The sequence below is a fragment of the Enterobacter sp. 61D5 genome, assembly GCF_034107965.1.
In the GTDB taxonomy this organism is placed as follows: domain Bacteria; phylum Pseudomonadota; class Gammaproteobacteria; order Enterobacterales; family Enterobacteriaceae; genus Enterobacter; species Enterobacter cloacae_M.
This window is the reverse complement of sequence record NZ_JAWNFK010000004.1, coordinates 1-23,916: the sequence shown is the minus strand read 5'-3', so window position 1 is coordinate 23,916 and position 23,916 is coordinate 1. Positions and strand designations below refer to the sequence as shown.

At 54.7% G+C, this 23,916-nt stretch carries 25 protein-coding genes; 9 read left to right on the top strand and 16 right to left on the bottom strand.

What is annotated here, in order from left to right:
- The first annotated feature begins 38 nt into the window (after positions 1-38).
- Complete coding sequence (locus UTM25_RS03095; protein WP_008502177.1) at positions 39-299, top strand: YfhL family 4Fe-4S dicluster ferredoxin; 261 nt, start codon at positions 39-41, stop codon at positions 297-299.
- Here the strand turns inward: UTM25_RS03095 and acpS are convergent.
- From acpS to rseD, 12 genes are all read right to left on the bottom strand, one after another.
- Positions 296-676, bottom strand: a complete 381-nt coding sequence (gene acpS / locus UTM25_RS03090; protein WP_023294331.1) for a holo-ACP synthase — start codon at positions 674-676, stop codon at positions 296-298. The genes UTM25_RS03095 and acpS overlap by 4 nt on opposite strands.
- Positions 676-1,407, bottom strand: coding sequence for a pyridoxine 5'-phosphate synthase (gene pdxJ / locus UTM25_RS03085; RefSeq protein ID WP_032659491.1), 732 nt, complete (start codon positions 1,405-1,407; stop codon positions 676-678). The genes acpS and pdxJ overlap by 1 nt, the downstream gene beginning before the upstream one ends.
- 76 nt (positions 1,408-1,483) lie before the next feature.
- Positions 1,484-2,191 carry a DNA repair protein RecO gene (gene recO, locus UTM25_RS03080; protein ID WP_023308846.1) on the bottom strand — a complete coding sequence of 236 codons (708 nt, stop codon included), beginning with the start codon at positions 2,189-2,191 and terminating at the stop codon, positions 1,484-1,486.
- Between the two features lie 17 nt (positions 2,192-2,208).
- Positions 2,209-3,114 carry a GTPase Era gene (gene era, locus UTM25_RS03075; protein ID WP_194400128.1) on the bottom strand — a complete coding sequence of 302 codons (906 nt, stop codon included), beginning with the start codon at positions 3,112-3,114 and terminating at the stop codon, positions 2,209-2,211.
- Positions 3,111-3,791 carry a ribonuclease III gene (rnc, locus tag UTM25_RS03070; protein ID WP_003860711.1) on the bottom strand — a complete coding sequence of 227 codons (681 nt, stop codon included), beginning with the start codon at positions 3,789-3,791 and terminating at the stop codon, positions 3,111-3,113. Before rnc ends, era begins: the two co-directional genes overlap by 4 nt.
- A 222-nt stretch (positions 3,792-4,013) precedes the next feature.
- Complete coding sequence (lepB, locus tag UTM25_RS03065; protein ID WP_023308848.1) at positions 4,014-4,988, bottom strand: signal peptidase I; 975 nt, start codon at positions 4,986-4,988, stop codon at positions 4,014-4,016.
- A gap of 15 nt (positions 4,989-5,003) precedes the next feature.
- Complete coding sequence (gene lepA / locus UTM25_RS03060) at positions 5,004-6,803, bottom strand: translation elongation factor 4 (RefSeq protein ID WP_032659499.1); 1,800 nt, start codon at positions 6,801-6,803, stop codon at positions 5,004-5,006.
- Between the two features lie 185 nt (positions 6,804-6,988).
- Positions 6,989-7,465 carry a SoxR-reducing system protein RseC gene (gene rseC, locus UTM25_RS03055; RefSeq protein ID WP_194400126.1) on the bottom strand — a complete coding sequence of 159 codons (477 nt, stop codon included), beginning with the start codon at positions 7,463-7,465 and terminating at the stop codon, positions 6,989-6,991.
- Complete coding sequence (gene rseB, locus UTM25_RS03050) at positions 7,462-8,415, bottom strand: sigma-E factor regulatory protein RseB (protein WP_023308851.1); 954 nt, start codon at positions 8,413-8,415, stop codon at positions 7,462-7,464. The genes rseC and rseB overlap by 4 nt, the downstream gene beginning before the upstream one ends.
- Positions 8,415-9,065 carry an anti-sigma-E factor RseA gene (gene rseA, locus UTM25_RS03045; protein WP_194400124.1) on the bottom strand — a complete coding sequence of 217 codons (651 nt, stop codon included), beginning with the start codon at positions 9,063-9,065 and terminating at the stop codon, positions 8,415-8,417. The genes rseB and rseA overlap by 1 nt, the downstream gene beginning before the upstream one ends.
- A 31-nt stretch (positions 9,066-9,096) precedes the next feature.
- Positions 9,097-9,672 (bottom strand): RNA polymerase sigma factor RpoE, encoded by a 576-nt coding sequence (gene rpoE / locus UTM25_RS03040; RefSeq protein ID WP_006176728.1) that lies wholly within the window; start codon positions 9,670-9,672, stop codon positions 9,097-9,099.
- A complete protein-coding gene (gene rseD, locus UTM25_RS03035; RefSeq protein WP_229255512.1) occupies positions 9,669-9,731 on the bottom strand; it encodes a rpoE leader peptide RseD in 63 nt (20 codons plus the stop codon). The genes rpoE and rseD overlap by 4 nt, the downstream gene beginning before the upstream one ends.
- A gap of 363 nt (positions 9,732-10,094) precedes the next feature.
- Between rseD and nadB the strand changes: the two genes are divergently transcribed.
- Entirely contained in the window at positions 10,095-11,714 is a 1,620-nt protein-coding gene (gene nadB, locus UTM25_RS03030) for an L-aspartate oxidase (protein ID WP_194400122.1), read from the top strand.
- Here the strand turns inward: nadB and trmN are convergent.
- The gene (trmN, locus tag UTM25_RS03025; RefSeq protein ID WP_194400120.1) at positions 11,699-12,436 is read right to left on the bottom strand and encodes a tRNA(1)(Val) (adenine(37)-N(6))-methyltransferase TrmN; all 738 of its coding nucleotides are present in this window, start codon (positions 12,434-12,436) and stop codon (positions 11,699-11,701) included. The two genes, nadB and trmN, sit on opposite strands and share 16 nt — an antisense overlap.
- Before the next feature lie 132 nt (positions 12,437-12,568).
- On the opposite strand from trmN, the gene srmB reads away from it, so the two are divergent.
- Complete coding sequence (gene srmB / locus UTM25_RS03020) at positions 12,569-13,897, top strand: ATP-dependent RNA helicase SrmB (RefSeq protein ID WP_194400118.1); 1,329 nt, start codon at positions 12,569-12,571, stop codon at positions 13,895-13,897.
- Between the two features lie 50 nt (positions 13,898-13,947).
- Here the strand turns inward: srmB and grcA are convergent, their stop codons facing one another.
- Complete coding sequence (grcA, locus tag UTM25_RS03015) at positions 13,948-14,331, bottom strand: autonomous glycyl radical cofactor GrcA (RefSeq protein WP_029741127.1); 384 nt, start codon at positions 14,329-14,331, stop codon at positions 13,948-13,950.
- A gap of 314 nt (positions 14,332-14,645) precedes the next feature.
- Here grcA and ung point away from each other — a divergent pair, with 314 nt between their 5' ends.
- Entirely contained in the window at positions 14,646-15,335 is a 690-nt protein-coding gene (gene ung, locus UTM25_RS03010; RefSeq protein WP_194400117.1) for a uracil-DNA glycosylase, read from the top strand.
- A gap of 48 nt (positions 15,336-15,383) precedes the next feature.
- Here ung and UTM25_RS03005 read toward each other — a convergent pair whose 3' ends face one another.
- Positions 15,384-16,514 carry a tRNA/rRNA methyltransferase gene (locus tag UTM25_RS03005; protein ID WP_194400115.1) on the bottom strand — a complete coding sequence of 377 codons (1,131 nt, stop codon included), beginning with the start codon at positions 16,512-16,514 and terminating at the stop codon, positions 15,384-15,386.
- A 204-nt stretch (positions 16,515-16,718) separates the two neighbouring features.
- Here UTM25_RS03005 and trxC point away from each other — a divergent pair, with 204 nt between their 5' ends.
- From trxC to UTM25_RS02975, 5 genes are all read left to right on the top strand, one after another.
- The gene (trxC, locus tag UTM25_RS03000; protein ID WP_023308858.1) at positions 16,719-17,138 is read left to right on the top strand and encodes a thioredoxin TrxC; all 420 of its coding nucleotides are present in this window, start codon (positions 16,719-16,721) and stop codon (positions 17,136-17,138) included.
- 69 nt (positions 17,139-17,207) lie between these two features.
- Entirely contained in the window at positions 17,208-17,906 is a 699-nt protein-coding gene (locus UTM25_RS02995) for a tRNA-uridine aminocarboxypropyltransferase (protein WP_194400113.1), read from the top strand.
- A gap of 35 nt (positions 17,907-17,941) precedes the next feature.
- Complete coding sequence (locus UTM25_RS02990; RefSeq protein ID WP_194400111.1) at positions 17,942-20,605, top strand: bifunctional acetate--CoA ligase family protein/GNAT family N-acetyltransferase; 2,664 nt, start codon at positions 17,942-17,944, stop codon at positions 20,603-20,605.
- Positions 20,606-20,715: 110 nt separating this feature from the next.
- Complete coding sequence (gene pssA, locus UTM25_RS02980) at positions 20,716-22,071, top strand: CDP-diacylglycerol--serine O-phosphatidyltransferase (protein ID WP_194400641.1); 1,356 nt, start codon at positions 20,716-20,718, stop codon at positions 22,069-22,071.
- Between the two features lie 46 nt (positions 22,072-22,117).
- Positions 22,118-22,441 carry a YfiM family lipoprotein gene (locus UTM25_RS02975; RefSeq protein ID WP_194400109.1) on the top strand — a complete coding sequence of 108 codons (324 nt, stop codon included), beginning with the start codon at positions 22,118-22,120 and terminating at the stop codon, positions 22,439-22,441.
- On the opposite strand, the gene UTM25_RS02970 is transcribed toward UTM25_RS02975, so the two are convergent.
- Positions 22,438-23,733 (bottom strand): MFS transporter, encoded by a 1,296-nt coding sequence (locus UTM25_RS02970; RefSeq protein ID WP_194400107.1) that lies wholly within the window; start codon positions 23,731-23,733, stop codon positions 22,438-22,440. The two genes, UTM25_RS02975 and UTM25_RS02970, sit on opposite strands and share 4 nt — an antisense overlap.
- Positions 23,734-23,916: the final 183 nt, after the last annotated feature.

Genomic DNA, 23,916 nt, shown 5'->3' with positions numbered 1-23,916 from the left:
ATGCCCGCCCGGTTTGTGTTGTTTCTGAGAATTTCCTGATGGCGCTGTTAATTACCAAAAAATGCATTAATTGCGATATGTGCGAGCCCGAATGCCCGAACCAGGCGATTTCGATGGGCGACAGCATTTATGAGATTAACAGCGACCGCTGCACGGAATGCATCGGCCACTATGAAACGCCGACCTGTCAGAAAGTGTGCCCGATCCCGAATACCATCCTGAAGGATCCGGCCCACGTTGAGAGCGAAGAGCAGCTATGGGATAAGTTTGTTCTGATGCACCACGCGGACAAACTTTAACTTTCGATGATCACCGTCGCGCTGGCATAGTGGCGTTCATCCGCGATCGTCACGTGCATATGATTCACCCCCAGCTTTTCCGCCAGCTTTTGCGCTTCTCCCCACAGACGCAGGCTCGGTTTGCCCAGCTCATCGTTAAACACTTCGAACTGATTAAACGCCAGGCCGTTACGAATGCCGGTCCCGAAGGCTTTGGCCGCCGCCTCTTTTACCGCAAAGCGCTTTGCCAGAAAACGCACCGGCTGCTGATGCGCTTCCCAGATGGCCCACTCGTTATCGCTCAGCACGCGTCTTGCCAGGCGATCGCCGCTACGGGCGATCACCGCTTCAATACGGGCTATTTCAACGATATCGGTGCCTAAGCCCAGAATGGCCATTACTGACGCGCTTCCTGCATCAGGCGTTTCATTTCTGAAACCGCCTCTTTCAGGCCGCTCATCACCGCGCGGCCAATGATGGCGTGGCCGATGTTCAGCTCGTGCATTTCCGGCAGCGCGGCAATGGCCTTCACGTTATGGTAGGTCAGGCCGTGACCGGCGTTAACCTTCAGTCCCAGGCTTGAGGCGTATGTGGCCGCTTTGGCAATACGCTCCAGCTCTTTGGCCTGTTCGGCATCATTTTTGGCATCGGCATAGCAGCCGGTGTGGATTTCGATATACGGTGCACCTACGTCGGCCGCCGCTTTAATCTGGGCGAAATCGGCGTCGATAAACAGAGAAACCAGGATGCCGGCATCCGCCAGGCGCTTGCAGGCATCGCGCATTTTGTCGAGCTGACCGGCCACATCCAGACCGCCTTCGGTGGTTACTTCCTGGCGTTTTTCCGGCACCAGGCAGCAGAAGTGCGGCTGGGTCTCGCAGGCAATCGCCAGCATCTCTTCGGTGACCGCCATCTCCAGATTCATTCGGGTGTCCAGCGTCTGACGCAGAATGCGCACGTCGCGATCGGTGATATGGCGACGGTCTTCACGCAGGTGAACGGTAATGCCGTCAGCGCCAGCCTGTTCAGCGATAAACGCCGCCTGAACCGGATCGGGATACGCCGTGCCGCGCGCATTACGCAGCGTTGCGATGTGGTCGATGTTGACGCCTAACAGTAATTCAGCCATGACAATCCTCGGTATTTTGGTTCATTTCTCTTCCCCTCTTCCCTCCGGGAGAGGGCTGGGGTGAGGGGTAAAAACATTAACGTTTCGGCACAAACTGCCTGAATAATTCGCGGCTCTTTAAGGGCTTGCCGCCAAGATACGGCTTGAGGGCAATCCGGGTAAAGCGTTTTGCTGCGCGCAGGGTGTCCAGATCGGGAAACTCGCGCTCATACAGCGCCCGGAGCTGGCGACCGGTAAAGGTGCTGTTGTCTATCACGATACTGGCAATGAAGCCTTTTTCTTCGCGGTAGCGGTAGGTCATGGTGTCTTCTATCTCGTCACCGCTGCCCGCGCAGTGCAGAAAATCTACGCCGTATCCGAGGTGGCCCAGCAGCGCCAGTTCAAAACGACGCAAGGCGGGTTCGGGAGTGCCGGTTCCGCCAGCCAGCGCCTGGATACAGTGCAGATAATCGAAGAAAAGTTCAGAGAAGCGGGTCTCATGTTCAAGAACGCGTGAGATGAGTTCGTTGACATACAGACCGCTGTAGAGCGTGATGCCGGAAAGAGGAAGTGCCAGGGAGACGGCTTCGGCACTGCGCAGGGTTTTCACTTCCCCTCGCCCACCGAAGCGTACCAGCAGCGGCGTGAAAGGCTGGAGGGCGCCCTTCAGGTTAGAACGTTTGGAACGTGCGCCTTTCGCAACAAGGCGCACGCGGCCCGACTCTTCCGTGAAGACGTCCAGCATAAGGCTGGTTTCGCTCCAGGGACGACTATGCAGGACAAAGGCGCGCTGCCATCCATCCATATGCTCGTCGTCTTAAGTTACTGGTCTTCGCCGTAACCGAGGCTGCGCAGAGCACGCTCATCATCGGCCCAGCCAGATTTCACTTTCACCCATAGTTCGAGGTGAACCGGCGCTTCGAACATCTCCATCATGTCCTTACGGGCTTCAATGCCGATGGTTTTGATCTTGGCCCCTTTGTTGCCGATAACCATCTTCTTCTGCCCTTCGCGCTCTACGAGGATCAGGCCGTTGATATCGTAGCCACCGCGCTCGTTGGTCTGGAAACGCTCGATCTCTACCGTTACGGAGTACGGCAGTTCAGCACCCAGGAAACGCATCAGCTTTTCACGGATGATTTCAGACGCCATAAAGCGCTGAGAGCGATCGGTGATGTAGTCTTCCGGGAAGTGATGAATCGCTTCCGGCAGATGCTTACGCACGATGCCCGCGATGGTATCCACGTTCAAACCGGTCTCAGCAGACAGCGGAACGATGTCGAGGAAGTTCATCTGGCTACCGAGCCACTGCAGATGCGGCAGCAGGTCGGCCTTTTCCTGCACGTTATCAACTTTGTTGACCGCGAGGATGACCGGCGTTTTGCCGTCACGCAGCTTGTTCAGCACCATCTCGTCGTCCGGCGTCCAGCGGGTGCCTTCCACAACGAAAATCACCAGCTCTACATCGCCGATCGAGCTGCTCGCCGCCTTGTTCATCAGGCGGTTGATGGCGCGCTTCTCTTCCATGTGCAGGCCAGGGGTATCGACATAGATCGCCTGATACGCGCCTTCAGTATGGATGCCGACGATGCGGTGACGCGTGGTCTGCGCCTTACGCGAGGTGATAGAAATCTTCTGCCCGAGCAGATTATTCAGCAGGGTGGATTTGCCAACGTTCGGACGTCCGACGATGGCAATAAATCCGCAATAGGTTTTATTTTCGCTCATTCCAGCTCCAGCATTTTTAACGCCTGTTCGGCGGCAGCCTGTTCAGCCTTACGACGGCTTGAACCTGTGCCCACCACCGGTTCACTCAGGCCACTGACCTGGCAATGGATGGTAAATTCCTGATCGTGCGCTTCGCCACGCACCTGTACCACCAGATAAGACGGCAGCGGCAGATGACGACCCTGCAAATATTCCTGCAGACGCGTTTTCGGATCTTTTTGTTTATCGCCCGGGCTGATTTCGTCCAGACGGGTTTGATACCAGTTCAGGATCAGCTTTTCTACGGTTTGGATATCGCTGTCCAGGAACACACCACCAATTAATGCTTCGACCGTATCGGCAAGAATAGATTCACGACGGAAGCCGCCGCTTTTCAGTTCACCCGGTCCAAGACGCAGACATTCGCCCAGTTCAAACTCACGCGCGATTTCCGCAAGGGTATTACCCCTAACCAGCGTGGCACGCATGCGGCTCATATCCCCTTCATCCACACGCGGGAAACGGTGATAAAGCGCATTCGCAATCACGAAACTTAAAATAGAGTCGCCTAAAAACTCGAGACGCTCATTATGTTTGCTGCTGGCACTGCGGTGGGTTAATGCCTGTTGCAACAGCTCCTGATGATGAAAAGTGTAGCCCAGCTTCCGTTGAAGCCGATTAATTACGATGGGGTTCATGCGATACCAATAAATGAATGCGTCAAAAATGCAGCACACGAAACCGACCTGAGAAAACCAACGCGGTTTCGTGTGCCGTGGCACCCTTGCAGGGCCAACCTTAAACTTCGGGGGAATATTCTATACACAACGACAGGGGATGTCGTTAGTTCGAAGAGATTTATCGTGGAAATAATTCACGTAGCCGCTAATTAAAGCGGCTACGCGTTCATTTATTGAGAATTAATGGATTCCGCCGATACGATTCAGGCGTACACCGGTCGGCCATTCGCCTTCCTGCTTCTCAAAACTCATCCAGATGGCGGTGGCTTTTCCGACCAGATTCGCTTCCGGCACAAAGCCCCAGTAACGGCTGTCCGCAGAGTTATCGCGGTTGTCACCCATCATGAAGTAATGTCCTGGCGGTACAATCCAGCTCGCCAGCTGCTGGCCCGGCTGGCGATAGTACATACCCAGCTGGTCCTGCGCGATTGGCACAGTAAGGATTCGGTGCGTCACATCGCCCAGCGTCTCTTTGCGCTCAACCAGACGGATGCCGTCCTCTTTGGTTTCACCTTTCGGTACCTGGAAGAATCCGCTGGTCGCTTCGCCGCCGTTACGACGGGCGAAGGTCTGCACAAAATCACTTGGCTCAACGTTTGAGTAAGTGATTGGCAGCGCGTTTTCACATGCGGTACCGGAGCTGCAGCCCGGCTGAACGGTGACTTCTTTCGCAACCGGATCGTAAGTCACTTTATCACCCGGCAGACCTACCGCGCGCTTGATGTAGTCCAGGCGCGGATCTTCCGGATATTTAAACACCACGATGTCGCCACGTTTCGGATGACCGGTTTCGATCAGCGTTTTCTGGTAGATAGGATCTTTAATGCCGTAGGCAAACTTCTCTACCAGAATAAAATCACCAATCAGCAGCGTTGGCATCATTGAACCTGATGGGATTTGGAACGGCTCGTAAATAAACGAACGTACCACCAGCACAATTGCCAGCACCGGAAATACCGAGGCGCCCGTTTCCAGCCAGCCCGGTTTCGGGCCGACTTTCTTCAGGGTTTTCGCGTCAATCCCATCTCCAGTGGCTGCCTGTGCGGCAGCCTGACGTTCACGACGTTTTGGGGCGAAGATAAACTTATCCAGACACCACAGCAGACCTGTCACCAGGGTAGCAATGACCAGGATCAGGGCAAACATGTTCGCCATGCCAACTCCTTAGGGTTATTTGCCGTCTTTACCAACATGAAGGATGGCAAGGAATGCTTCCTGCGGCAGCTCGACGTTACCGACCTGCTTCATACGCTTCTTACCTTCTTTCTGCTTCTGCAGCAGCTTTTTCTTACGGCTGACGTCACCGCCATAGCACTTCGCCAGAACGTTTTTACGCAACTGTTTCACGGTTGAACGCGCGATAATGTGGTTGCCAATCGCCGCCTGAATCGCGATATCAAACTGCTGACGCGGGATCAGGTCTTTCATCTTCTCAACCAGCTCGCGGCCACGGTATGGCGCATTGTCGTTGTGGGTGATCAGCGCCAGCGCATCCACGCGCTCGCCGTTGATCAGCACGTCCACACGCACCATGTTGGAAGCCTGGAAGCGTTTGAAGTTGTAATCCAGTGACGCATAGCCACGGGAAGTCGACTTCAGACGGTCGAAGAAGTCGAGTACCACTTCCGCCATCGGGATCTCATAAGTCAGCGCCACCTGGTTACCGTGGTAAACCATGTTGGTCTGCACGCCACGCTTCTCAATACACAGCGTAATGACGTTACCCAGGAATTCCTGCGGCAGCAGCATGTGGCACTCTGCGATAGGCTCACGCAGCTCCTGAATGTTGTTCAGCGGCGGCAGCTTGGACGGGCTATCGACGTAGATCACTTCTTTCGAGGTGGTTTCAACTTCATAGACTACGGTCGGCGCCGTGGTGATCAGATCCAGATCGTATTCACGCTCCAGACGCTCCTGAATGATCTCCATGTGCAACAGACCGAGGAAGCCACAGCGGAAGCCGAAGCCCAGCGCCGTTGAGCTTTCTGGCTCGTAGAACAGGGAAGCATCGTTCAGGCTCAGTTTACCGAGCGCGTCACGGAAGTTTTCGTAGTCGTCAGAGCTGACCGGGAACAGACCCGCGTAAACCTGCGGTTTCACCTTTTTAAAGCCTGGCAGCGCTTTGTCCGCCGGGTTACGTGCGCCGGTCAGGGTATCGCCCACCGGCGCGCCGAGGATGTCTTTAATGGCGCAGACCAGCCAGCCTACCTCGCCGCATCTCAGCTCGGTACGGTCAACCTGTTTTGGCGTGAAGATGCCCAGACGGTCGGCGTTGTAGACCTGCCCGGTACTCATTACCTTGATTTTGTCGCCTTTACGCATGGTGCCGTTTTTAATACGCACCAGAGAGACAACGCCCAGATAGTTATCGAACCAGGAGTCGATAATCAGCGCCTGCAGCGGGCCATCCGGATCGCCTTCCGGGGCCGGAATGTCACGTACCAGGCGTTCCAGCACGTCGGTCACGCCCACACCGGTTTTCGCGGAGCAGCGCACGGCATCTGTCGCGTCAATGCCGACAATATCTTCAATCTCTTCCGCTACGCGCTCAGGATCGGCGGCTGGCAGGTCGATCTTGTTCAGAACCGGCACAACTTCGAGATCCATTTCCATCGCGGTGTAGCAGTTTGCCAGGGTCTGGGCTTCAACGCCCTGCCCGGCATCCACTACCAGCAGCGCACCTTCACAGGCCGCGAGCGAGCGTGAAACCTCATAGGAGAAGTCAACGTGGCCTGGGGTATCGATAAAGTTCAGTTGATAGGTTTCACCATCAGCCGCTTTGTAATCAAGCGTAACGCTCTGCGCTTTAATGGTGATACCGCGTTCGCGTTCCAGGTCCATGGAGTCCAGAACCTGGGCTTCCATTTCACGATCAGACAGGCCACCGCAAATCTGGATAATACGGTCAGACAGCGTCGACTTACCGTGGTCAATGTGAGCAATGATCGAAAAGTTACGTATGTTCTTCATATAGTTAAATAATTATGCCTTACGAATTCCTGGAGGCCGCTGTTCTTAGCCTGACGTTTTTCAGTGCGAAAACGCAGCATTCTACACTACATCCTCGCTACCTGGAAATGCACTTAGAAGCAGGTATAGCGTGAAGAAAGGCCGTTTTCTGTTTTAGGGTGTAAAAAATGATAAAGCCCGATGGATCACCGGGCCTCAGAAGAGAGCGTTTCAACACGAAGCTGGTCTGGTGCCAGCCCAACGCTGAGAATGACAGGCTGCCACTTTTCGCGTGCGGCGAGCGTCGGTGAGAGCCCTTTGGCAAGCCAGAATCCCCCCACGCCACCCAATGCGGCACCGCACATGGCGGCCACATCGGTACCAAACAGCATCTGAAACAGGCCGCCCATGATAAACAGGCCGACCAGCGGAGAGAGATACACCAGCATAGCGGAGCTGAGCAGGCTGCCTTCCGCGATGCCCAGTTCCACCTTCTGCCCCGCCATCAGCGGCTGTTCGCTTGGCACAGAAATCGTGTGCGATGTTTGTGGCCCGAGCTTATTCAGCACGCGGCTGCCGCAGCCGGCGCGGGATGCGCAGCTATTACATGAGGCTTTAACATCGCAGCTCACCAGCGCAATGCCGTTCTGCCAGGAGACAACCGTCGCCCACTCTTTGATCATTGTGCAGCCCTGAATTTAATGCTGTCGGAGATGCGCTTCGCCGTCTGCGGAGGGAGTTCTCCCACAATGGTGATCTCTGCGTTATCGCGTACCGTTGTACTCACCGTACGGCGCCCGGTACGCAGCATTTGTTCGGCGCTGTTTGCCGTTGCGCGATTAATATTCACAGAGAAGCTGAACAAACCATCCGAATAGAGGCGCGATTCTACCGGCGTTTCAATCGTTGGCAATTGACGACGGCTGCTGGACACTTCGCTAAATCCTTGTGGGATCCAGGCAGGTACCCAGTTGAAATTAACGGAATCCCCGGCAGGAACAGAAAGCAGCGGCGGCAGGCTGGCCTTAGCCAGATTCTGCATGCTGTTGCCAACCTGATTGTTCACGCTGAAGGAGATAACCCGGAACTGTTCCAGCGTTTCACCGTCACGGTCGAGCAGGTCAACACGCATGGGGAGTTTGGTTTCGGCATCAATCCAGACGATATAGCTGTAGCGCGTTCCGTCCCGGGCAACAACGCGAATTACCTCGCACAGTCTGTCCGCGATGCGGGTACGCCCTACCGAAATAAAATCGTAGTAAGGGGCAAGCCGTTTAAAGTCGGTGTAAATGAGTGACGGCAGAGAATCAACGATATAGTCGCCATTCAGCGTGAAAGGCTCCAGGCCTGGCTCGAAATAGCTGATTTCGTTACCACGCTGGACCACTTCCCGACGCGGGCCATCCATCTGTAAAAGCTGGGCGAGCGGCTGGTTATCAAGACGGGCATGACGATAGCGTAACGACTCGACGCCCTGCTTATTGATGCTAATAAATGCCAACTCGTAATTGAGTGACTGGCTGGCCAGATTCATTTGCTGCAACAACGCCCCGGATGAAACATCAGCCGAGGCGTTGGCAGAGAAGAACAGGCTACCCGCCATCAGAGACATGGCGAACCAAAGTTGCTTCATTACTGCGATTGCGTTCCTAAAGTTTGGTTTCCGGGCACCTGCACAGCAGCTTGCTGTGTCTGCGCCTGCTCAAACTGAAGCTGTTCAGAGTGCAGACGACGCTGCAACTCGTAATCCTGCAACATCGCATTAATGCGACGGCGCTGCTCCTGAACCTGCTGTTGCTGGCCGCCGCTGGCGGATGCATCAGCCGGTACGCCCAGGCTTACCGGGCTGGCTTTGCCCATCATCGGCAGTGTGTTAAACACTGGCGCTTCTGGCTGCTGATTAGTTTCAGACTGAGTATTATAGTGCTGGACGCCAACAATAACTGCAAGCGATACGCATGCAGCCACACCCATTTGGGTAAGCTGGCTGGCCCACGGACGCACCTTTTGCCAGAACGGCATTTTCTGCCACTGGTGAGGCGCGGGTTGAGCTTCAGGAATCAGCGGAGTGGTCTGATGAACAGGCTCATTCTCGAGCGCCGCCATGACGCGGGCTGAGATATCGAAATGGAGAACCTCGCCGGTGTCACCGCGAAGGGTGTCACGGATGAGATGGTAACTCTCCCAGGTCTCTTGCATTTCGGGTGAATGAGACAGCTCGTTGAGCAGCTCACTATCCACCGTTTCACCATCCATTAAAGCGGAAAGTTTTTCTTTCTGCATGCCTAATACCTTTTCCAGTATCCCGCTATCGTCAACGCCTGATAAGCGGTTGAACTTTATTATCAATAGCTTCTCGCGCACGGAAAATTCGTGAACGTACCGTGCCGACCGGACAATCCATGATAGCGGCTATCTCTTCATAGCTCAGACCATCCAGCTCCCGTAACGTAATTGCCATACGTAAATCTTCCGGGAGCGACTCGATCGTGCGAAAAACGATTTGTCTCAGTTCTTCTGACAACATTAAGTTCTCAGGGTTCGAAATTTCTTTCAATGCGCCGCCACTTTCGAAGTTTTCGGCGTCGATTGCGTCCACATCACTTGAAGGCGGACGACGGCCCTGAGCGACCAGATAATTCTTTGCCGTATTGACCGCAATACGGTACAGCCAGGTATAAAAAGCACTATCTCCCCGGAAAGAATCCAGCGCGCGATAGGCCTTAATAAAAGACTCTTGCACCACATCAGGCACATCGCCTGACGGTACATAGCGGGAAACCAGGCTCGCCACCTTATGCTGGTAGCGGACCACCAGTAGGTTAAAGGCTTTCTGATCTCCCTTCTGGACCCGTTCAACCAGGACCTGGTCCGTTAACTGCTCGCTCATCCGAGGTAATGTCTCCCCAAACCTAAATTCCACGCGTTATCGAAACGCCACTCTAAAATACCGCACTTTGAGCAAGCACCAATTAGAGTGTCTGATCTTCAATAAGTTCCGTAACGCCTTTGTTTTTGTTCATCGCGTCGCAGACCGTTCATTTTCTCTCATTATAAGTCTGTTCACGATACGCACCACTTTCTGACAAGAAACATCTTTTTCCCGCCAAAAGAGTAACGCAACACAGGCTTTATTTCACCACAAAATCTGACGCTAACGATCTGCTTCGCAAAATAATTTCACTCATTTACCCTCCGTTTACCTCCGCTTACGCGTTTAGCCATTGCGACAGCCGCTAAAAAAATACGTGCGATATATCGCATTCAGGTGCTATTCTGACCCAACACTGTTTAGTAAATTAAACAACAATTATGAACACAACACCTGAACTCCATTGTGATGTACTGATCATCGGCAGCGGTGCTGCCGGTCTCTCTCTGGCGCTGCGCCTGGCCGAGCATCAAAACGTTATCGTTCTGAGTAAAGGACCGATAAGTGAAGGTTCAACGTTTTATGCCCAGGGTGGCATTGCCGCCGTGTTTGATGAGACAGACAGCATTGCTTCCCACGTCGAAGATACGCTCATTGCCGGAGCAGGGATCGTGGATGCACACGCCGCAGAGTTTGTCGCCAGCAATGCCCGTCACTGCGTTCAGTGGCTCATCGACCAGGGCGTCTTGTTCGATACTCAGGTTCAACCCAACGGTGAAGAGAGCTACCACCTGACTCGCGAAGGCGGCCATAGCCACCGCCGCATCCTGCACGCAGCGGATGCCACCGGAAAAGAAGTGGAAACCACGCTGGTCAGCAAAGCGCTGAACCATCCTAATATTCGGGTTCTCGAGCGAAGCAATGCCGTTGACCTGATTATCTCTGACAAGATTGGCCTGCCCGGTATGCGTCGCGTGGTGGGCGCCTGGGTCTGGAACCGTAATAAAGAGAAGGTGGAGACCTGTCAGGCGAAGGCTGTGGTGCTGGCGACGGGCGGCGCCTCCAAGGTGTATCAGTACACCACGAACCCGGACATTGCCTCCGGCGACGGTATCGCTATGGCCTGGCGCGCAGGCTGTCGGGTGGCAAATCTCGAGTTTAATCAGTTTCACCCCACCGCCCTGTTCCACCCCCAGGCGCGCAACTTCCTGCTGACGGAAGCCCTGCGCGGTGAAGGCGCTTATCTGAAACGCCCTGACGGCTCCCGTTTTATGCCCGACTTTGACGCCCGGGGTGAACTGGCCCCGCGTGACATCGTTGCCCGAGCCATCGATCATGAAATGAAGCGTCTTGGCGTGGACTGCATGTATCTCGATATCAGCCATAAGCCAGCAGAGTTCATTCGCCAGCATTTCCCGATGATTTACGAGAAGCTGCTCAACCTTGGCATTGATTTAACGCGCGATCCTGTGCCCATTGTGCCAGCGGCGCACTATACCTGCGGTGGCGTGATGGTTGACGATCATGGGCGTACTGACGTAGACGGTCTGTATGCTATTGGTGAGGTCAGCTATACCGGACTTCACGGCGCGAACCGTATGGCCTCTAACTCGCTGCTTGAGTGTCTGGTGTACGGCTGGTCGGCGGCGGAAGATATCACAAAGCGCATGCCTTACGCCCGCGAGACAGAGCACCTGCCAGCCTGGGATGAAAGCCGCGTGGATAATCCGGACGAGCTGGTCGTGATCCAGCATAACTGGCATGAGCTACGACTATTTATGTGGGACTACGTGGGGATTGTGCGCACCACGAAACGCCTGGAACGCGCCTTGCGCCGCATCACCATGCTGCAGCAGGAAATTGATGAGTACTATGCCAATTTCCGCGTATCCAATAACCTGCTGGAGCTGCGCAATCTGGTGCAGGTTGCCGAGCTGATTGTCCGCTGCGCGATGATGCGTAAAGAGAGTCGCGGGCTGCACTATACCCTGGACTACCCGGATCAGCTTGCTGAATCCGGCCCGTCGATACTCGCCCCGCAGATTTACATAAACAGATAAAACGCCTGGGTCAGAGCAGTGTAATCTTCGGAATAACGCTGGTCTGGCCCACGGATCACCATCCGGTCATTAAAGCATTCACCCTCTTTTGGCGAGAGCGCCAGCAGCACGCGGTGCGGCAGTCGTCCTTCCGTATCCGAAATATCGGTACGCAGACGTAACGTCCAGCCGATCTCCTGCGCGATGCCGATAAACGTGTTGCCGGTACTCTCAGGCAGGACCACACAGAAAAAACCTTCTTCGGAGATGAGTTCTGCCGCACTGGTGAGCAGCGCTTTATGATCGAGGGAGCCGGTATAACGCGCCCGTTCACGCTCGGGTGTCCCGCACTCAACGCCGGGTTCGTAGTAGGGAGGGTTGCTGACGATCAGATCGTAACGCGCGGTTTGTTCAGGCGCCCAGGCGAGCACATCTGCGCATTCCACTTTCATTCGGGCTGCCCAGGGGGATTCGGCCATATTGTCACTCGCCTGCTCTGCGGCCTGCGCGTCCAGTTCGACGGCATCAATGATGACATGTTCTTCCGTACGCTGCGCCAGCATCAGCGCCACCAGCCCGCTGCCGGTACCAATATCAAGAATACGCTTAACACCTGCGACAGGCGCCCACGCTCCCAGTAAAATACCGTCTGTACCGACCTTCATGGCACAGCGATCGTGGGCGACAAAAAATTGTTTAAACGTAAAACCATCGCGGCGCAGCTGCGCTTTGAGTTGAGACATGTCAGGGCAACCTTCTAAGTGAAACTGGAGTAGCATAGGGGAAAGCGAAGTGGCCGAAAAGCGATATCCATACAAACAGATGAAGATTGCAGCCGTAACGTCTATAATCAGCGCCCCACACAGAGGTAGAACATGACTGTAACGACTTTTTCCGAACTTGAACTCGATGAAAGCCTGCTCAATGCACTTGAGAGCAAAGGCTTTACACGCCCGACCGCCATTCAGGCAGCGGCCATTCCGCCTGCGCTTGAGGGCCGCGATGTGCTCGGTTCTGCGCCAACCGGCACGGGGAAGACAGCAGCCTATTTGCTGCCTGTGTTGCAGCATCTGCTCGACTTCCCGCGTAAAAAATCTGGCCCGCCGCGTATTTTGATCCTGACGCCTACGCGCGAACTGGCAATGCAGGTTGCCGATCACGCGCGTGAACTCGCGGCAAATACTCATCTGGATATCGCCACCATCACCGGCGGCGTAGCGTACATGAACCACGCCGAAGTGTTCAGCGAAAACCAGGACATCGTCGTTGCGACGACGGGACGCCTGCTGCAGTACATTAAAGAAGAGAACTTCGACTGCCGCGCGGTTGAAACGCTGATCCTCGACGAAGCCGACCGCATGCTGGACATGGGCTTCGCACAGGATATCGAGCACATTGCAGGGGAAACGCGCTGGCGTAACCAGACGATGCTGTTCTCTGCCACCCTCGAAGGGGAAGCGATCAAAGACTTCGCTGAGCGTCTGCTGGAAGATCCGGTGGAAGTCTCGGCGACGCCGTCCACCCGTGAGCGTAAGAAGATCCACCAGTGGTACTACCGCGCGGATAACCTTGAGCACAAGGTCGATTTGCTGAAACACCTGCTCAAACAGGAAGATGCTCTGCGCGCAATCGTATTTGTGCGTAAGCGCGAACGCGTGCACGAGCTGGCTGAAATGCTCCGTAACGCCGGGATCAACAACTGCTATCTTGAAGGCGAGATGGCGCAGATCAAGCGTACCGAAGGGATTAAGCGACTGACCGATGGTCGCGTTAACGTGCTGGTTGCAACTGACGTTGCCGCACGCGGGATCGACATCCCGGACGTCAGCCACGTCATTAACTTCGATATGCCGCGCAGCGGAGATACCTACCTGCACCGTATTGGTCGTACCGGCCGCGCGGGCCGCAAAGGGATTGCGATTTCACTGGTCGAAGCGCATGACTACCTGCTGCTGCAGAAAATTGGCCGCTATGTTGATGAGCCGCTGAAAGCGCGCGTGATTGACGAACTCCGCCCGACCACGCGTGCCCCGAGTGAAAAGATGACGGGTAAACCGTCCAAGAAAGCGCTCGCAAAACGTGCTGAGAGAAAAGAGAAAGAAAAAGAGAAACCGCGCGTGAAGCAGCGCCACCGCGATACCAAAAATATTGGTAAGCGCCGTAAGCCAAGCTCTGCCGCACCAGAGACGAAAACTGAAGAGTAAAAAAAAGCCGGGGAAATCCCCGGCTTTTTTATTCCCCCCTGCTGAAGCCGTTACAGGCTTTCAGTAAAGGTACGGGCGATAACGTCGCGCTGCTGTTCTGGAGTCAGTGAGTTAAAGCGAACCGCATAGCCAGACACGCGGATGGTCAGCTGTGGGTATTTTTCTGGGTGCTCAACGGCATCCATCAGCGTTTCGCGGCGCAGCACGTTAACGTTCAGATGCTGACCCCCTTCCACGCGCACTTCAGGCTGCACTTCCATAGGAACTTCACGGTACTCGATTTCGCCCAGTTTGTTTACCGGTACGATTTCATCTTCAGCAAAACCCGCTTTCGCAACGACGCAGCGCGCTTCGTTCTTCTCGCTGTCCAGCAGCCAGAAAGAATTGAGCAGATCGTCATTTGCAGCTTTAGTAATCTGGATACCTGTAATCATGTGTTGCCTCCCTTAGGCTACATTAACTGGTGTCGGCCTCTTGCGGCCAATTGGTAAAACCATTGTTTCTTGTGTGTATATATAACATTCGCACCTCGGTGATTTATTGATTTAAATCAACAAAAACACCAACCACATAAAGAGTGTGGTTTTAATTTATTGTTTCAGATCAATTTCACGGTCTCACCATTTCAACTTACCCTGTATCTTTTCAAAATAAATTTAGCCACTTAGCACGTATTTCAGCGCGTAATTTTGCTCACCGGGGTGAAACAGGTAAGCTAGTCAGAGATTGAGATTCGCAGGAGAGCGAGATGACGACACATTTAACCTGGCATGACGTGCTGGCAGAAGAAAAGCAGCAGCCTTATTTTATCAATACGCTCAGCACCGTTGCCGCTGAGCGTCAGTCCGGACAGACGATTTACCCGCCGCAGAAAGACGTGTTCAACGCCTTTCGCTACACCGAACTGAGCGATGTGAAAGTGGTCATTCTGGGTCAGGATCCCTATCACGGCCCCGGGCAGGCGCATGGGCTGGCGTTTTCCGTTCGTCCGGGTGTGGCGATCCCCCCTTCTCTGCTCAACATGTATAAAGAGCTTGAAGCAACCGTGCCCGGTTTTACCCGGCCAAACCACGGTTACCTGGAAAGCTGGGCGCGCCAGGGCGTGCTGTTACTGAATACGGTGCTTACCGTACGGGCCGGTCAGGCGCACTCGCACGCCAGTCTGGGCTGGGAGACGTTTACCGATAAAGTCATCAGCCTGATCAACGAGCATCGTGAAGGGGTGGTGTTTTTACTTTGGGGTTCTCACGCGCAGAAGAAAGGGGCGATTATCGATCGTCAGCGTCATCACGTGCTCAAGGCACCGCACCCGTCACCGCTGTCTGCACATCGCGGTTTCTTTGGCAGTAATCATTTTGTTCTGGCGAATGAATGGCTGGAAAAACGTGGCGAAAAGCCGATTGACTGGATGCCTGTATTACCGGCAGAGAGCGAGTAGTTAGAGTTTGTATGCCCGGCTCACCGGGCATACAAAAAGCATAATGGATTATGCCTTATTCTGGCGCCACCATTCGGCCAGCAGTACGCCGGTCGCAACGGATACGTTCAGACTTTCCACATTGCCTGTTCCGTCGATAGAGACGCTCAGATCCGCACTGGAGAGCGCCGCGTCAGACAGACCATCACGTTCCTGACCCAGCACCAGCACCATTTTGCGCGGCAGCGTCGCTTTAAACAGCGGCGTACCGGCATGGCTCGAGGTAGTCACGATGGAATAACCCGCTTTACGGAACTGCTCGAGGGCGTCCAGAACGCTGTCGCCGGTGATCGGCTGTACGTGCTCGGCTCCGCCTTCCGCAGTACGGATCGCGGCGCCGGATTCCAGCAGTGCGGCATCCTGCAACAGCACGCCTTTCACGCCAAAGTGCGCGCAGCTGCGCATCATTGCGCCCAGGTTGTGCGGGTTGCCCACATCTTCCAGCGCCAGCACGCAGTCATCGGCATCCGCCTGGCTGACCCACTGCTGCACGGTCGTGCCGTTACGCTTTTTGATCAGGAAGCAGACGCCGCCGTGGTGTTCAGTGCCGGACGCTTTGGTCAGCTCGGCATCATCAACCACGTGGTAGGCTTTACGGTTCGCGGCCATCCAGCGCAGCGCTTCTTTGAAGCGCGGGGTCACGCTCTGGATAAACCAGGCGCGGACGATACACTCAGGACGGCTCAGGAACAGCGCCTGGCAGGCGTTCTCGCCATACACGCGGGTCTCTTCCGCACGCTGACGGCGCAGCACTTCCGGGTCGATAAAGCTTTTACCGCTGATACCGCCGTGATCGGCTTTTTCCGGCGTCTCATCGCCAGGGGCGCGAGAGACGGTGCGCCACGGGGAGGCGTTATCACGTGAGAAGTCATCACGCGGACGATCGTCGCGTGGACGGTCACTGCGTGGGCGGTCGGAACGCGGACGGTCATCGCGTTTGTGATCGTCACGTTTGCGGTCATCACCGCGGTTATTTCTGTCATCGCGGGCGGGGCGACGGCCACCGTCTGCACGAGAAGACGCCGGACGCCCGCCACCTTTTCCGGTACGCGGATTTTGGGTGCGTTTATCAGAGTCATCATCACTGCGGACATACATCACTTTGACCTTGCCGCTTTTGTTTTTCATTTCGTCGTTCATGCTTTTCTCCACCAGCGCTGCGCGAAGCGCGCAGATTACCCGATGTGCCAGCGCATAGCCATAATTTCGTACAAAAGCCTGTGACTATTGTTCTCATTGAATAAAACGCATTGTTGTTTCAAACAGGCTCATTGATAATATGTAACATATTAGAAACATTATCGGCGTCGTGCCGCTGTCCCACGGCTCTATCAGAGGTTAGTTATGAATACCGTATGTGCCAACTGTCAGGCTCTTAATCGCATTCCGGACGATCGGATGGAAGATGGTGCGAAATGCGGACGTTGTGGCCATGAATTATTTGATGGCGATGTCATTAACGCGACGGGTGCTACGCTGGACAAACTCCTCAAGGACGATCTTCCTGTCGTAATCGATTTCTGGGCGCCATGGTGCGGCCCATGCCGTAGCTTCGCGCCGATCTTCGAAGATGTGGCCGAAGAGCGCAGCGGAAAAATGCGGTTCGTAAAGGTCAATACCGAAGCCGAACCCGAACTGAGCGCACGTTTTCGTATTCGCAGCATCCCGACCATTATGATTTTCAAAAATGGCGAAGTGATCGATATGCTCAACGGCGCGGTTCCAAAAGCGCCTTTTGAAAGCTGGTTAAACGAGTCGCTGTAACATTCACGGGGCACGTCTTGTGCCCCGCTCCCGCCTCTGCGAAAATAGCGTTTTTCCTGCATTTCGCCCATGACTGATAACGCCGTTCTTAAATTACGCGCCGAACGCCTTGCGCGCGCCACCCGACCGTTCCTCGCCCGAGGCAACCGTATTCGCCGCTGTCAGCGCTGCCTGCTGCCGCTGAAGGTTTGTCTGTGCGAGACGCTGGCACCGAGTACGGCACAGAGCCGTTTTTGTCTGGTCATGTTCGATACCGAGCCGATGAAACCCAGCAATACGGGGCGTCTTATCGCCGATATTCTGCCGGATACCGCCGCGTTTCAGTGGTCCCGTACGGAGCCGCCTCAGGCCCTGCTCGATTTAGTGACCAGCCCCAACTACCAGCCGATGGTCGTCTTCCCCGCGTCATATGCAGGTGTGGATCGCCAGGTGCTTTCAGCGCCGCCATCCGGTAAACCACCGCTGTTTATCATGCTGGACGGTACCTGGACCGAAGCGCGAAAAATGTTTCGCAAAAGCCCGTATCTCGACGCGCTGCCGGTGATTTCTGTCGATCTTTCCCGCGTCTCCGCCTACCGCCTGCGTGAAGCACATGCTGACGGGCAATACTGCACCGCCGAAGTGGCGATTGCGCTTCTGGATTTAGCGGGAGATACCGCTGCGGCTGGTGCCCTGGGCAACCATTTCTCATGCTTCCGGGAGCGCTATCTGGCGGGAAAAACCGTTCATAAGGGCAGCGTCACAGCGCCCGAGCCAGAAAGCGTTTAAAATCATCAGGTCGCTTGCATTCACAGGAGGCCTGCATGAGCCAGCGAGGGTTAGAAGCGCTACTTCGTCCAAAATCCATTGCCGTTATCGGCGCATCAATGAAGCCGGATCGTGCTGGCTATCTGATGATGCGCAATCTGCTGGCCGGGGGATTTAATGGCCCCGTCATGCCCGTCACACCGTCTTATAAGGCCGTTCAGGGGGTACTTGCATGGCCTGATGTACAAAGCCTGCCTTTCGTGCCGGATCTTGCCGTACTCTGTACAAACGCGAAGCGCAACCCGGAACTGCTGGAATCACTCGGCAAGAAAGGGTGTAAAACCTGCATAATTCTCTCGTCTCCGCCTGAACAGAAAGCCGAGCTTCTGGCCTGCGCCAGCCGCTTTCAAATGCGCATTCTCGGGCCAAACAGTCTGGGCCTGCTCGCCCCCTGGCAGGGGCTGAATGCCAGTTTCTCCCCGGTTCCGATCCGCAAAGGCAAACTGGCGTTTATCTCGCAGTCGGCTGCGGTATCGAACACCATCCTCGACTGGGCGCAGCAGCGTGAAATGGGATTCTCCTACTTCATTGCCCTGGGCGACAGCCTGGATATCGACGTTGATGAGCTACTGGATTTTCTGGCGCGTGACGGCAAAACCAGCGCGATCCTGCTTTATCTTGAGCACCTCAGCGACGCGCGTCGTTTTGTCTCAGCTGCGCGAAGCGCTTCGCGCAATAAGCCGATCCTGGTGATCAAAAGCGGACGCAGCCCTGCGGCACAGCGTCTGCTGCATTCTCATTCCGGCATGGATCCCGCCTGGGACGCCGCCATTCAGCGCGCGGGGTTGCTGCGGGTACAGGATACGCACGAGCTTTTTTCCGCCGTTGAGACGTTAAGCCATATGCGCCCGTTGCGCGGTGAGAAGCTAATGATTGTCAGTAACGGTGCGGCCCCTGCCGCGCTCGCGCTGGACGAGCTGTGGCGCCGCTTCGGCAAGCTGGCAACGCTGAGTGAAGAGACGCTGCAGCGCCTGAAAGAAGCGCTTCCGACCAGCGTGACGCCCGGCAATCCGCTTGATTTGCGCGATGACGCCAGCAGCGACCGCTATATCAGGGCGATATCCATTTTGCTGGATAGCCAGGATTTCGATGCGCTGATGATTATCCACTCTCCCAGCGCGGTCGCGCCGGGCAGCGAAAGCGCGCGCGCGCTCATTGACGCCGTGCGCAACCATCCACGCGGTAAATACGTTACCCTGCTCACCAACTGGTGCGGTGAGTTTTCCTCTCAGGAGGCACGGCGCTTGTTCAGCGAGGCCGGGCTGCCAACCTACCGCACGCCGGAAGGCACCATCACCGCATTTATGCATATGGTGGAATATCGCCGCAACCAGAAACAGCTGCGTGAAACACCGGCTTTGCCGGGGAATCTGACGGCGAACACCGTCGACGTTCACCGGCTGTTGCAGCAGGCCATTGAAGAAGGCGCGACCTCGCTTGATACGCATGAGGTCCAGCCCATTCTGGGCAGCTACGGGATGCAAACCCTGCCGACCTGGATCGCCAGCGACAGCGCAGAGGCCGTGCATATAGCCGAACAGATTGGCTATCCGGTGGCCCTGAAGCTCCGCTCCCCGGATATCCCGCATAAGTCTGATGTTCAGGGGGTTATGTTATACCTGCGTACGGCGACTGAGGTGCAGCAGGCAGCTGATGCCATATTTGATCGGGTCAAAATGGCCTGGCCGCAGGCAAGGATCCACGGATTGCTGGTGCAAAGCATGGCAAACCGCGCAGGGGCTCAGGAATTACGGGTGGTGGTCGAACACGATCCCGTCTTCGGTCCGCTCATCATGCTGGGAGAGGGGGGCGTTGAGTGGCGTCCGGAGGAGCAGGCGGTGGTGGCGTTACCGCCGCTGAACATGAACCTGGCGCGCTATCTGATCATCCAGGCGATTAAAAGTAAAAAGATCCGCGGCCGGAGTGCGCTGCGCCCGCTTGATATTGCCGGGTTAAGCCAGTTCCTGGTACAGGTGTCTAACCTGATTGTGGATTGCGCCGAAATACAGCGGCTGGACATTCATCCACTGCTCGCCTCCGGCAATGAGTTCACGGCGCTGGACGTGACCCTGGATATCGCGCCATTCGAAGGAGACAGAGAGAGCCGTCTGGCGATCCGCCCGTATCCCCTGCAGCTGGAAGAGTGGGTTGAGATGAAGAATGGGGAACGCGCCTTGTTCCGCCCTATTCTGCCGGAAGATGAGCCCCAGCTGCGGGCCTTTATCTCTCAGGTCACGAAAGAGGATCTTTATTATCGCTATTTTAGCGAAATCAACGAATTTACCCACGATGATTTAGCCAATATGACCCAGATCGACTACGATCGAGAAATGGCGTTTGTTGCCGTTCGTCGCTCCGATAAGGGGGATGAGATCCTCGGCGTCACGCGTGCGATTTCTGACCCGGATAACGTGGATGCGGAGTTTGCTGTGCTGGTGCGCTCCGATCTTAAAGGCCTGGGTCTTGGGAGACGGCTGCTGGAAAAACTCATCAGTTATACGCGAGATCACGGATTGTTACGCCTCAATGGCATTACTATGCCTAACAATCGCGGTATGGTGACCCTGGCGCGAAAACTTGGGTTTGACGTTGATATTCAGCTGGACGAAGGTATTGTGGCCTTGTCCCTCAGTCTGACATCAGCAGACAAACGCGAGTAAGCTACTGGAAATGTTACCCACTTTGGACGGGACTGGTGGTATCATTGTCCGCTTATGTTGTTTGCATGGTACAGACAACCCTTCAATGAACAGAGAAGAAACGCACTGTGATGTTGTCAAAATTTAAGCGTAATAAACATCAACAACACCTTGCTCAACTACCGAAGATTTCTCAGTCAGTTGATGATGTAGAGTTCTTTTACGCTCCCGCTCATTTTCGGGAGACGCTTCTGGAAAAGATTGCCAGCGCCACGCGACGCATTTGCATTGTAGCGCTCTATCTTGAACAGGATGAAGGTGGGCGCGCGATCCTGAACGCGCTCTATGAAGCCAAACGTCAGCGTCCGGAACTTGATGTTCGCGTGCTGGTAGACTGGCATCGCGCTCAGCGTGGCCGTATTGGCGCTGCCGCCTCAAACACCAATGCTGACTGGTATTGCCGCACGGCGCAGGAAAATCCTGGGGTTGATGTGCCTGTTTATGGCGTCCCGGTAAATACCCGTGAAGCGCTCGGCGTTCTTCATTTCAAGGGCTTCATCATTGATGACAGCGTGCTGTACAGCGGCGCAAGTCTGAATGATGTTTACCTTCATCAGCTCGATAAATATCGCTACGACCGCTACCATCTGATCCGTAATCCGCAGATGGCCGATATCATGTTTAACTGGGTTGATAAAAATCTGGTCCATGGCCGCGGTGTTAATCGCCTTGACGCTCCCGAACGCCCTAAAAGCCCGGAAATCAAAAACGATGTTCGCGCCTTCCGTCAGGAGCTGCGTGATGCGGTCTATCATTTCCAGGGCGATGCGAACAACGAAGAGTTATCCGTTACCCCGCTGGTAGGGCTCGGCAAATCAAGCCTGCTGAACAAAACGATCTTCCATCTGATGCCGTGCGCGGAGCAGAAACTCACCATCTGTACGCCGTACTTCAACCTTCCTGCAGTGCTGGTGCGTAATATCATTCAGCTGCTGCGCGACGGTAAAAAAGTGGAAATCATCGTTGGTGATAAAACCGCAAACGACTTCTTCATTCCTGAAGATCAGCCGTTCAAAATCATTGGTGCCCTGCCTTATCTCTATGAGATTAACCTGCGCCGTTTCCTGAGCCGTTTACAGTATTACGTAAACACTGACCAGCTGGTTGTGCGTCTCTGGAAAGATGAAGACAACACTTACCATCTGAAAGGAATGTGGGTCGACGATGAGTGGATGCTGCTGACCGGTAACAACCTGAACCCACGCGCGTGGCGACTGGATCTGGAAAACGCTATCCTGATCCATGACCCGCAGCATGAGTTAGCCGCAAAACGTGAACGTGAGCTGGAGCTGATTCGCACACATACCACTGTGGTGAATCATTACCGCGAACTGCAGAGCATTGCCGATTACCCGGTGAAAGTCCGCAAGCTTATCCGCCGCTTACGTCGTATTCGTATCGACCGACTTATCAGCCGTATTCTGTAATGTCCAGGCCCTGCCACACGCAGGGCTTTTTTTATGGAGCCCGTTGATGCGTATTCCTCTGTTACTGAGCGTCCTCTTTCTGAGCGGCTGTAGCCATATGGCCAACGATAGCTGGTCTGGACAGGATAAAGCCCAGCATTTCCTCGCTTCCGCGATGTTGTCCGCAGCCGGTAATGAATATGCGCAGCATCAGGGATACAGCAGGGATCGCAGTGCGGCAATTGGGTTGATGTTCTCAATCAGCCTTGGAGCATCAAAAGAACTGTGGGACAGCCGCCCCGCAGGGAGCGGCTGGAGCTGGAAAGATTTCGCCTGGGATGTCGCCGGCGCAACGACCGGCTATGCCGTGTGGCAGATGGCACGCTATTAAAGCCGAATGCCTTTCCCTTTGCGATGCAGCATCAGGGAAACAATAAAGGCCAGTGCGCCCATTATCGTTACGTACCAGAAGAATGTCGTTTCACTTCCCCATGATTTAAGCGATAACGCAACGTACTCCGCCGATCCGCCAAACAACGCATTAGCTACCGCATAAGAGAGCCCTACCCCTAAAGCACGTACCTGCGCCGGAAACATTTCGGCTTTCAGTATTCCGCTAATAGAGGTATAGAAACTGACAATCACCATCGCCAGCATCACCAGCGCAAACGCGGCATACGGCGAAGTCACATGCTGAAGGGCAGACAGAATAGGTACGGTACATAACGCTGACATCCCGCCAAAAATCAGCATCGACGTTCGTCGACCGATTTTATCCGAGAGCGCACCGATAATAGGTTGTATGAGCATAAAGACAAACAGCGCCACGGTCATGACTACGCTGGCAACGTTTGCGTGCATGCCGGTTGTGTTCACAAGGTACTTCTGCATATAGGTGGTGAACGTGTAGAAACTAAGAGAGCCGCCCGCAGTAAAGCCCAGCACCATAAGGAAAGCTTTGCGGTTACGCCATAACCCTTTGAATGTTCCCGCCTCCTTTAGCGTTCTGACTTCCTTCTGAGAGGTTTCATCTAACTGACGGCGTAGCCAAAGTGCGACAACCGCCAGTACTGCGCCCATTGCGAAAGGAATTCGCCATCCCCAGGCGTGAAGTTGCTCATCCGTCAGAATTTGCTGCAGGATCACCACCACAAGAATGGCCAGCAGTTGACCACCAATCAACGTGACATACTGGAATGAGGCGTAAAAACCTTTACGGCCTTCCAGTGCAATCTCACTCATGTAGGTCGCACTGGTACCGTACTCACCGCCCACCGATAATCCCTGAAATAAGCGGGCCAGTAAAAGTAACGCCGGTGCCCAGGTACCAATCGATTCATATCCCGGTAAGCAGGCGATCACCAGAGAACCAAAGCACATCATGCACACCGAGATCAGCATAGAAGTCTTACGGCCGCGACGATCCGCAATGCGACCGAACAACCAGCCCCCGATGGGCCGCATTAAAAACCCTGCGGCAAATACCCCCGCCGTTTGTAGCAGCTGCGTTGTGGTGTTGCCGGATGGGAAAAAAATATGTGCGAAGTAGAGTGAACAGAATGAGTAGACGTAAAAGTCGAACCATTCAACCAGATTCCCTGAAGAGGCGCTGACTATTGCCCATACCCTTCTTCGGGTATCACTGTTAGCCAGCGTCCCGTTTGATGTAATGCTTTCTGTCATTGTGATTATGCTCCTGCCATAAACAGCGGCGTATTGAGCCAGGAGACTCAATTACCTCGTAAACAAAATGTTATAATTTTGTTATAAATAACATTGCGACAGGGATCACACATTCCATTAGCAGGATAAGGGATTAAGAGGAAGGCCAGAGAGGATAAGCAAAAAGCAAAAAACCCCGCACCT

Excerpts from the sequence above, each read along its gene's own strand:
- pssA (WP_194400641.1), top strand. The coding sequence starts at position 20,716 with ATGTTGTCAAAATTTAAGCGTAATAAACATCAACAACACCTTGCTCAA.
- lepA (WP_032659499.1), bottom strand. The coding sequence starts at position 6,803 with ATGAAGAACATACGTAACTTTTCGATCATTGCTCACATTGACCACGGT.
- trxC (WP_023308858.1), top strand. The coding sequence starts at position 16,719 with ATGAATACCGTATGTGCCAACTGTCAGGCTCTTAATCGCATTCCGGAC.
- UTM25_RS02975 (WP_194400109.1), top strand. The coding sequence starts at position 22,118 with ATGCGTATTCCTCTGTTACTGAGCGTCCTCTTTCTGAGCGGCTGTAGC.
- grcA (WP_029741127.1), bottom strand. The coding sequence starts at position 14,331 with ATGATTACAGGTATCCAGATTACTAAAGCTGCAAATGACGATCTGCTC.
- srmB (WP_194400118.1), top strand. The coding sequence starts at position 12,569 with ATGACTGTAACGACTTTTTCCGAACTTGAACTCGATGAAAGCCTGCTC.
- ung (WP_194400117.1), top strand. The coding sequence starts at position 14,646 with ATGACGACACATTTAACCTGGCATGACGTGCTGGCAGAAGAAAAGCAG.
- UTM25_RS02970 (WP_194400107.1), bottom strand. The coding sequence starts at position 23,733 with ATGACAGAAAGCATTACATCAAACGGGACGCTGGCTAACAGTGATACC.
- UTM25_RS02990 (WP_194400111.1), top strand. The coding sequence starts at position 17,942 with ATGAGCCAGCGAGGGTTAGAAGCGCTACTTCGTCCAAAATCCATTGCC.
- trmN (WP_194400120.1), bottom strand. The coding sequence starts at position 12,436 with ATGTCTCAACTCAAAGCGCAGCTGCGCCGCGATGGTTTTACGTTTAAA.
- UTM25_RS02995 (WP_194400113.1), top strand. The coding sequence starts at position 17,208 with ATGACTGATAACGCCGTTCTTAAATTACGCGCCGAACGCCTTGCGCGC.
- UTM25_RS03005 (WP_194400115.1), bottom strand. The coding sequence starts at position 16,514 with ATGAACGACGAAATGAAAAACAAAAGCGGCAAGGTCAAAGTGATGTAT.
- UTM25_RS03095 (WP_008502177.1), top strand. The coding sequence starts at position 39 with ATGGCGCTGTTAATTACCAAAAAATGCATTAATTGCGATATGTGCGAG.
- rseC (WP_194400126.1), bottom strand. The coding sequence starts at position 7,465 with ATGATCAAAGAGTGGGCGACGGTTGTCTCCTGGCAGAACGGCATTGCG.
- era (WP_194400128.1), bottom strand. The coding sequence starts at position 3,114 with ATGAGCGAAAATAAAACCTATTGCGGATTTATTGCCATCGTCGGACGT.
- recO (WP_023308846.1), bottom strand. The coding sequence starts at position 2,191 with ATGGATGGATGGCAGCGCGCCTTTGTCCTGCATAGTCGTCCCTGGAGC.
- rpoE (WP_006176728.1), bottom strand. The coding sequence starts at position 9,672 with ATGAGCGAGCAGTTAACGGACCAGGTCCTGGTTGAACGGGTCCAGAAG.
- acpS (WP_023294331.1), bottom strand. The coding sequence starts at position 676 with ATGGCCATTCTGGGCTTAGGCACCGATATCGTTGAAATAGCCCGTATT.
- lepB (WP_023308848.1), bottom strand. The coding sequence starts at position 4,988 with ATGGCGAACATGTTTGCCCTGATCCTGGTCATTGCTACCCTGGTGACA.
- pdxJ (WP_032659491.1), bottom strand. The coding sequence starts at position 1,407 with ATGGCTGAATTACTGTTAGGCGTCAACATCGACCACATCGCAACGCTG.
- rseA (WP_194400124.1), bottom strand. The coding sequence starts at position 9,065 with ATGCAGAAAGAAAAACTTTCCGCTTTAATGGATGGTGAAACGGTGGAT.
- rseB (WP_023308851.1), bottom strand. The coding sequence starts at position 8,415 with ATGAAGCAACTTTGGTTCGCCATGTCTCTGATGGCGGGTAGCCTGTTC.
- rnc (WP_003860711.1), bottom strand. The coding sequence starts at position 3,791 with ATGAACCCCATCGTAATTAATCGGCTTCAACGGAAGCTGGGCTACACT.
- nadB (WP_194400122.1), top strand. The coding sequence starts at position 10,095 with ATGAACACAACACCTGAACTCCATTGTGATGTACTGATCATCGGCAGC.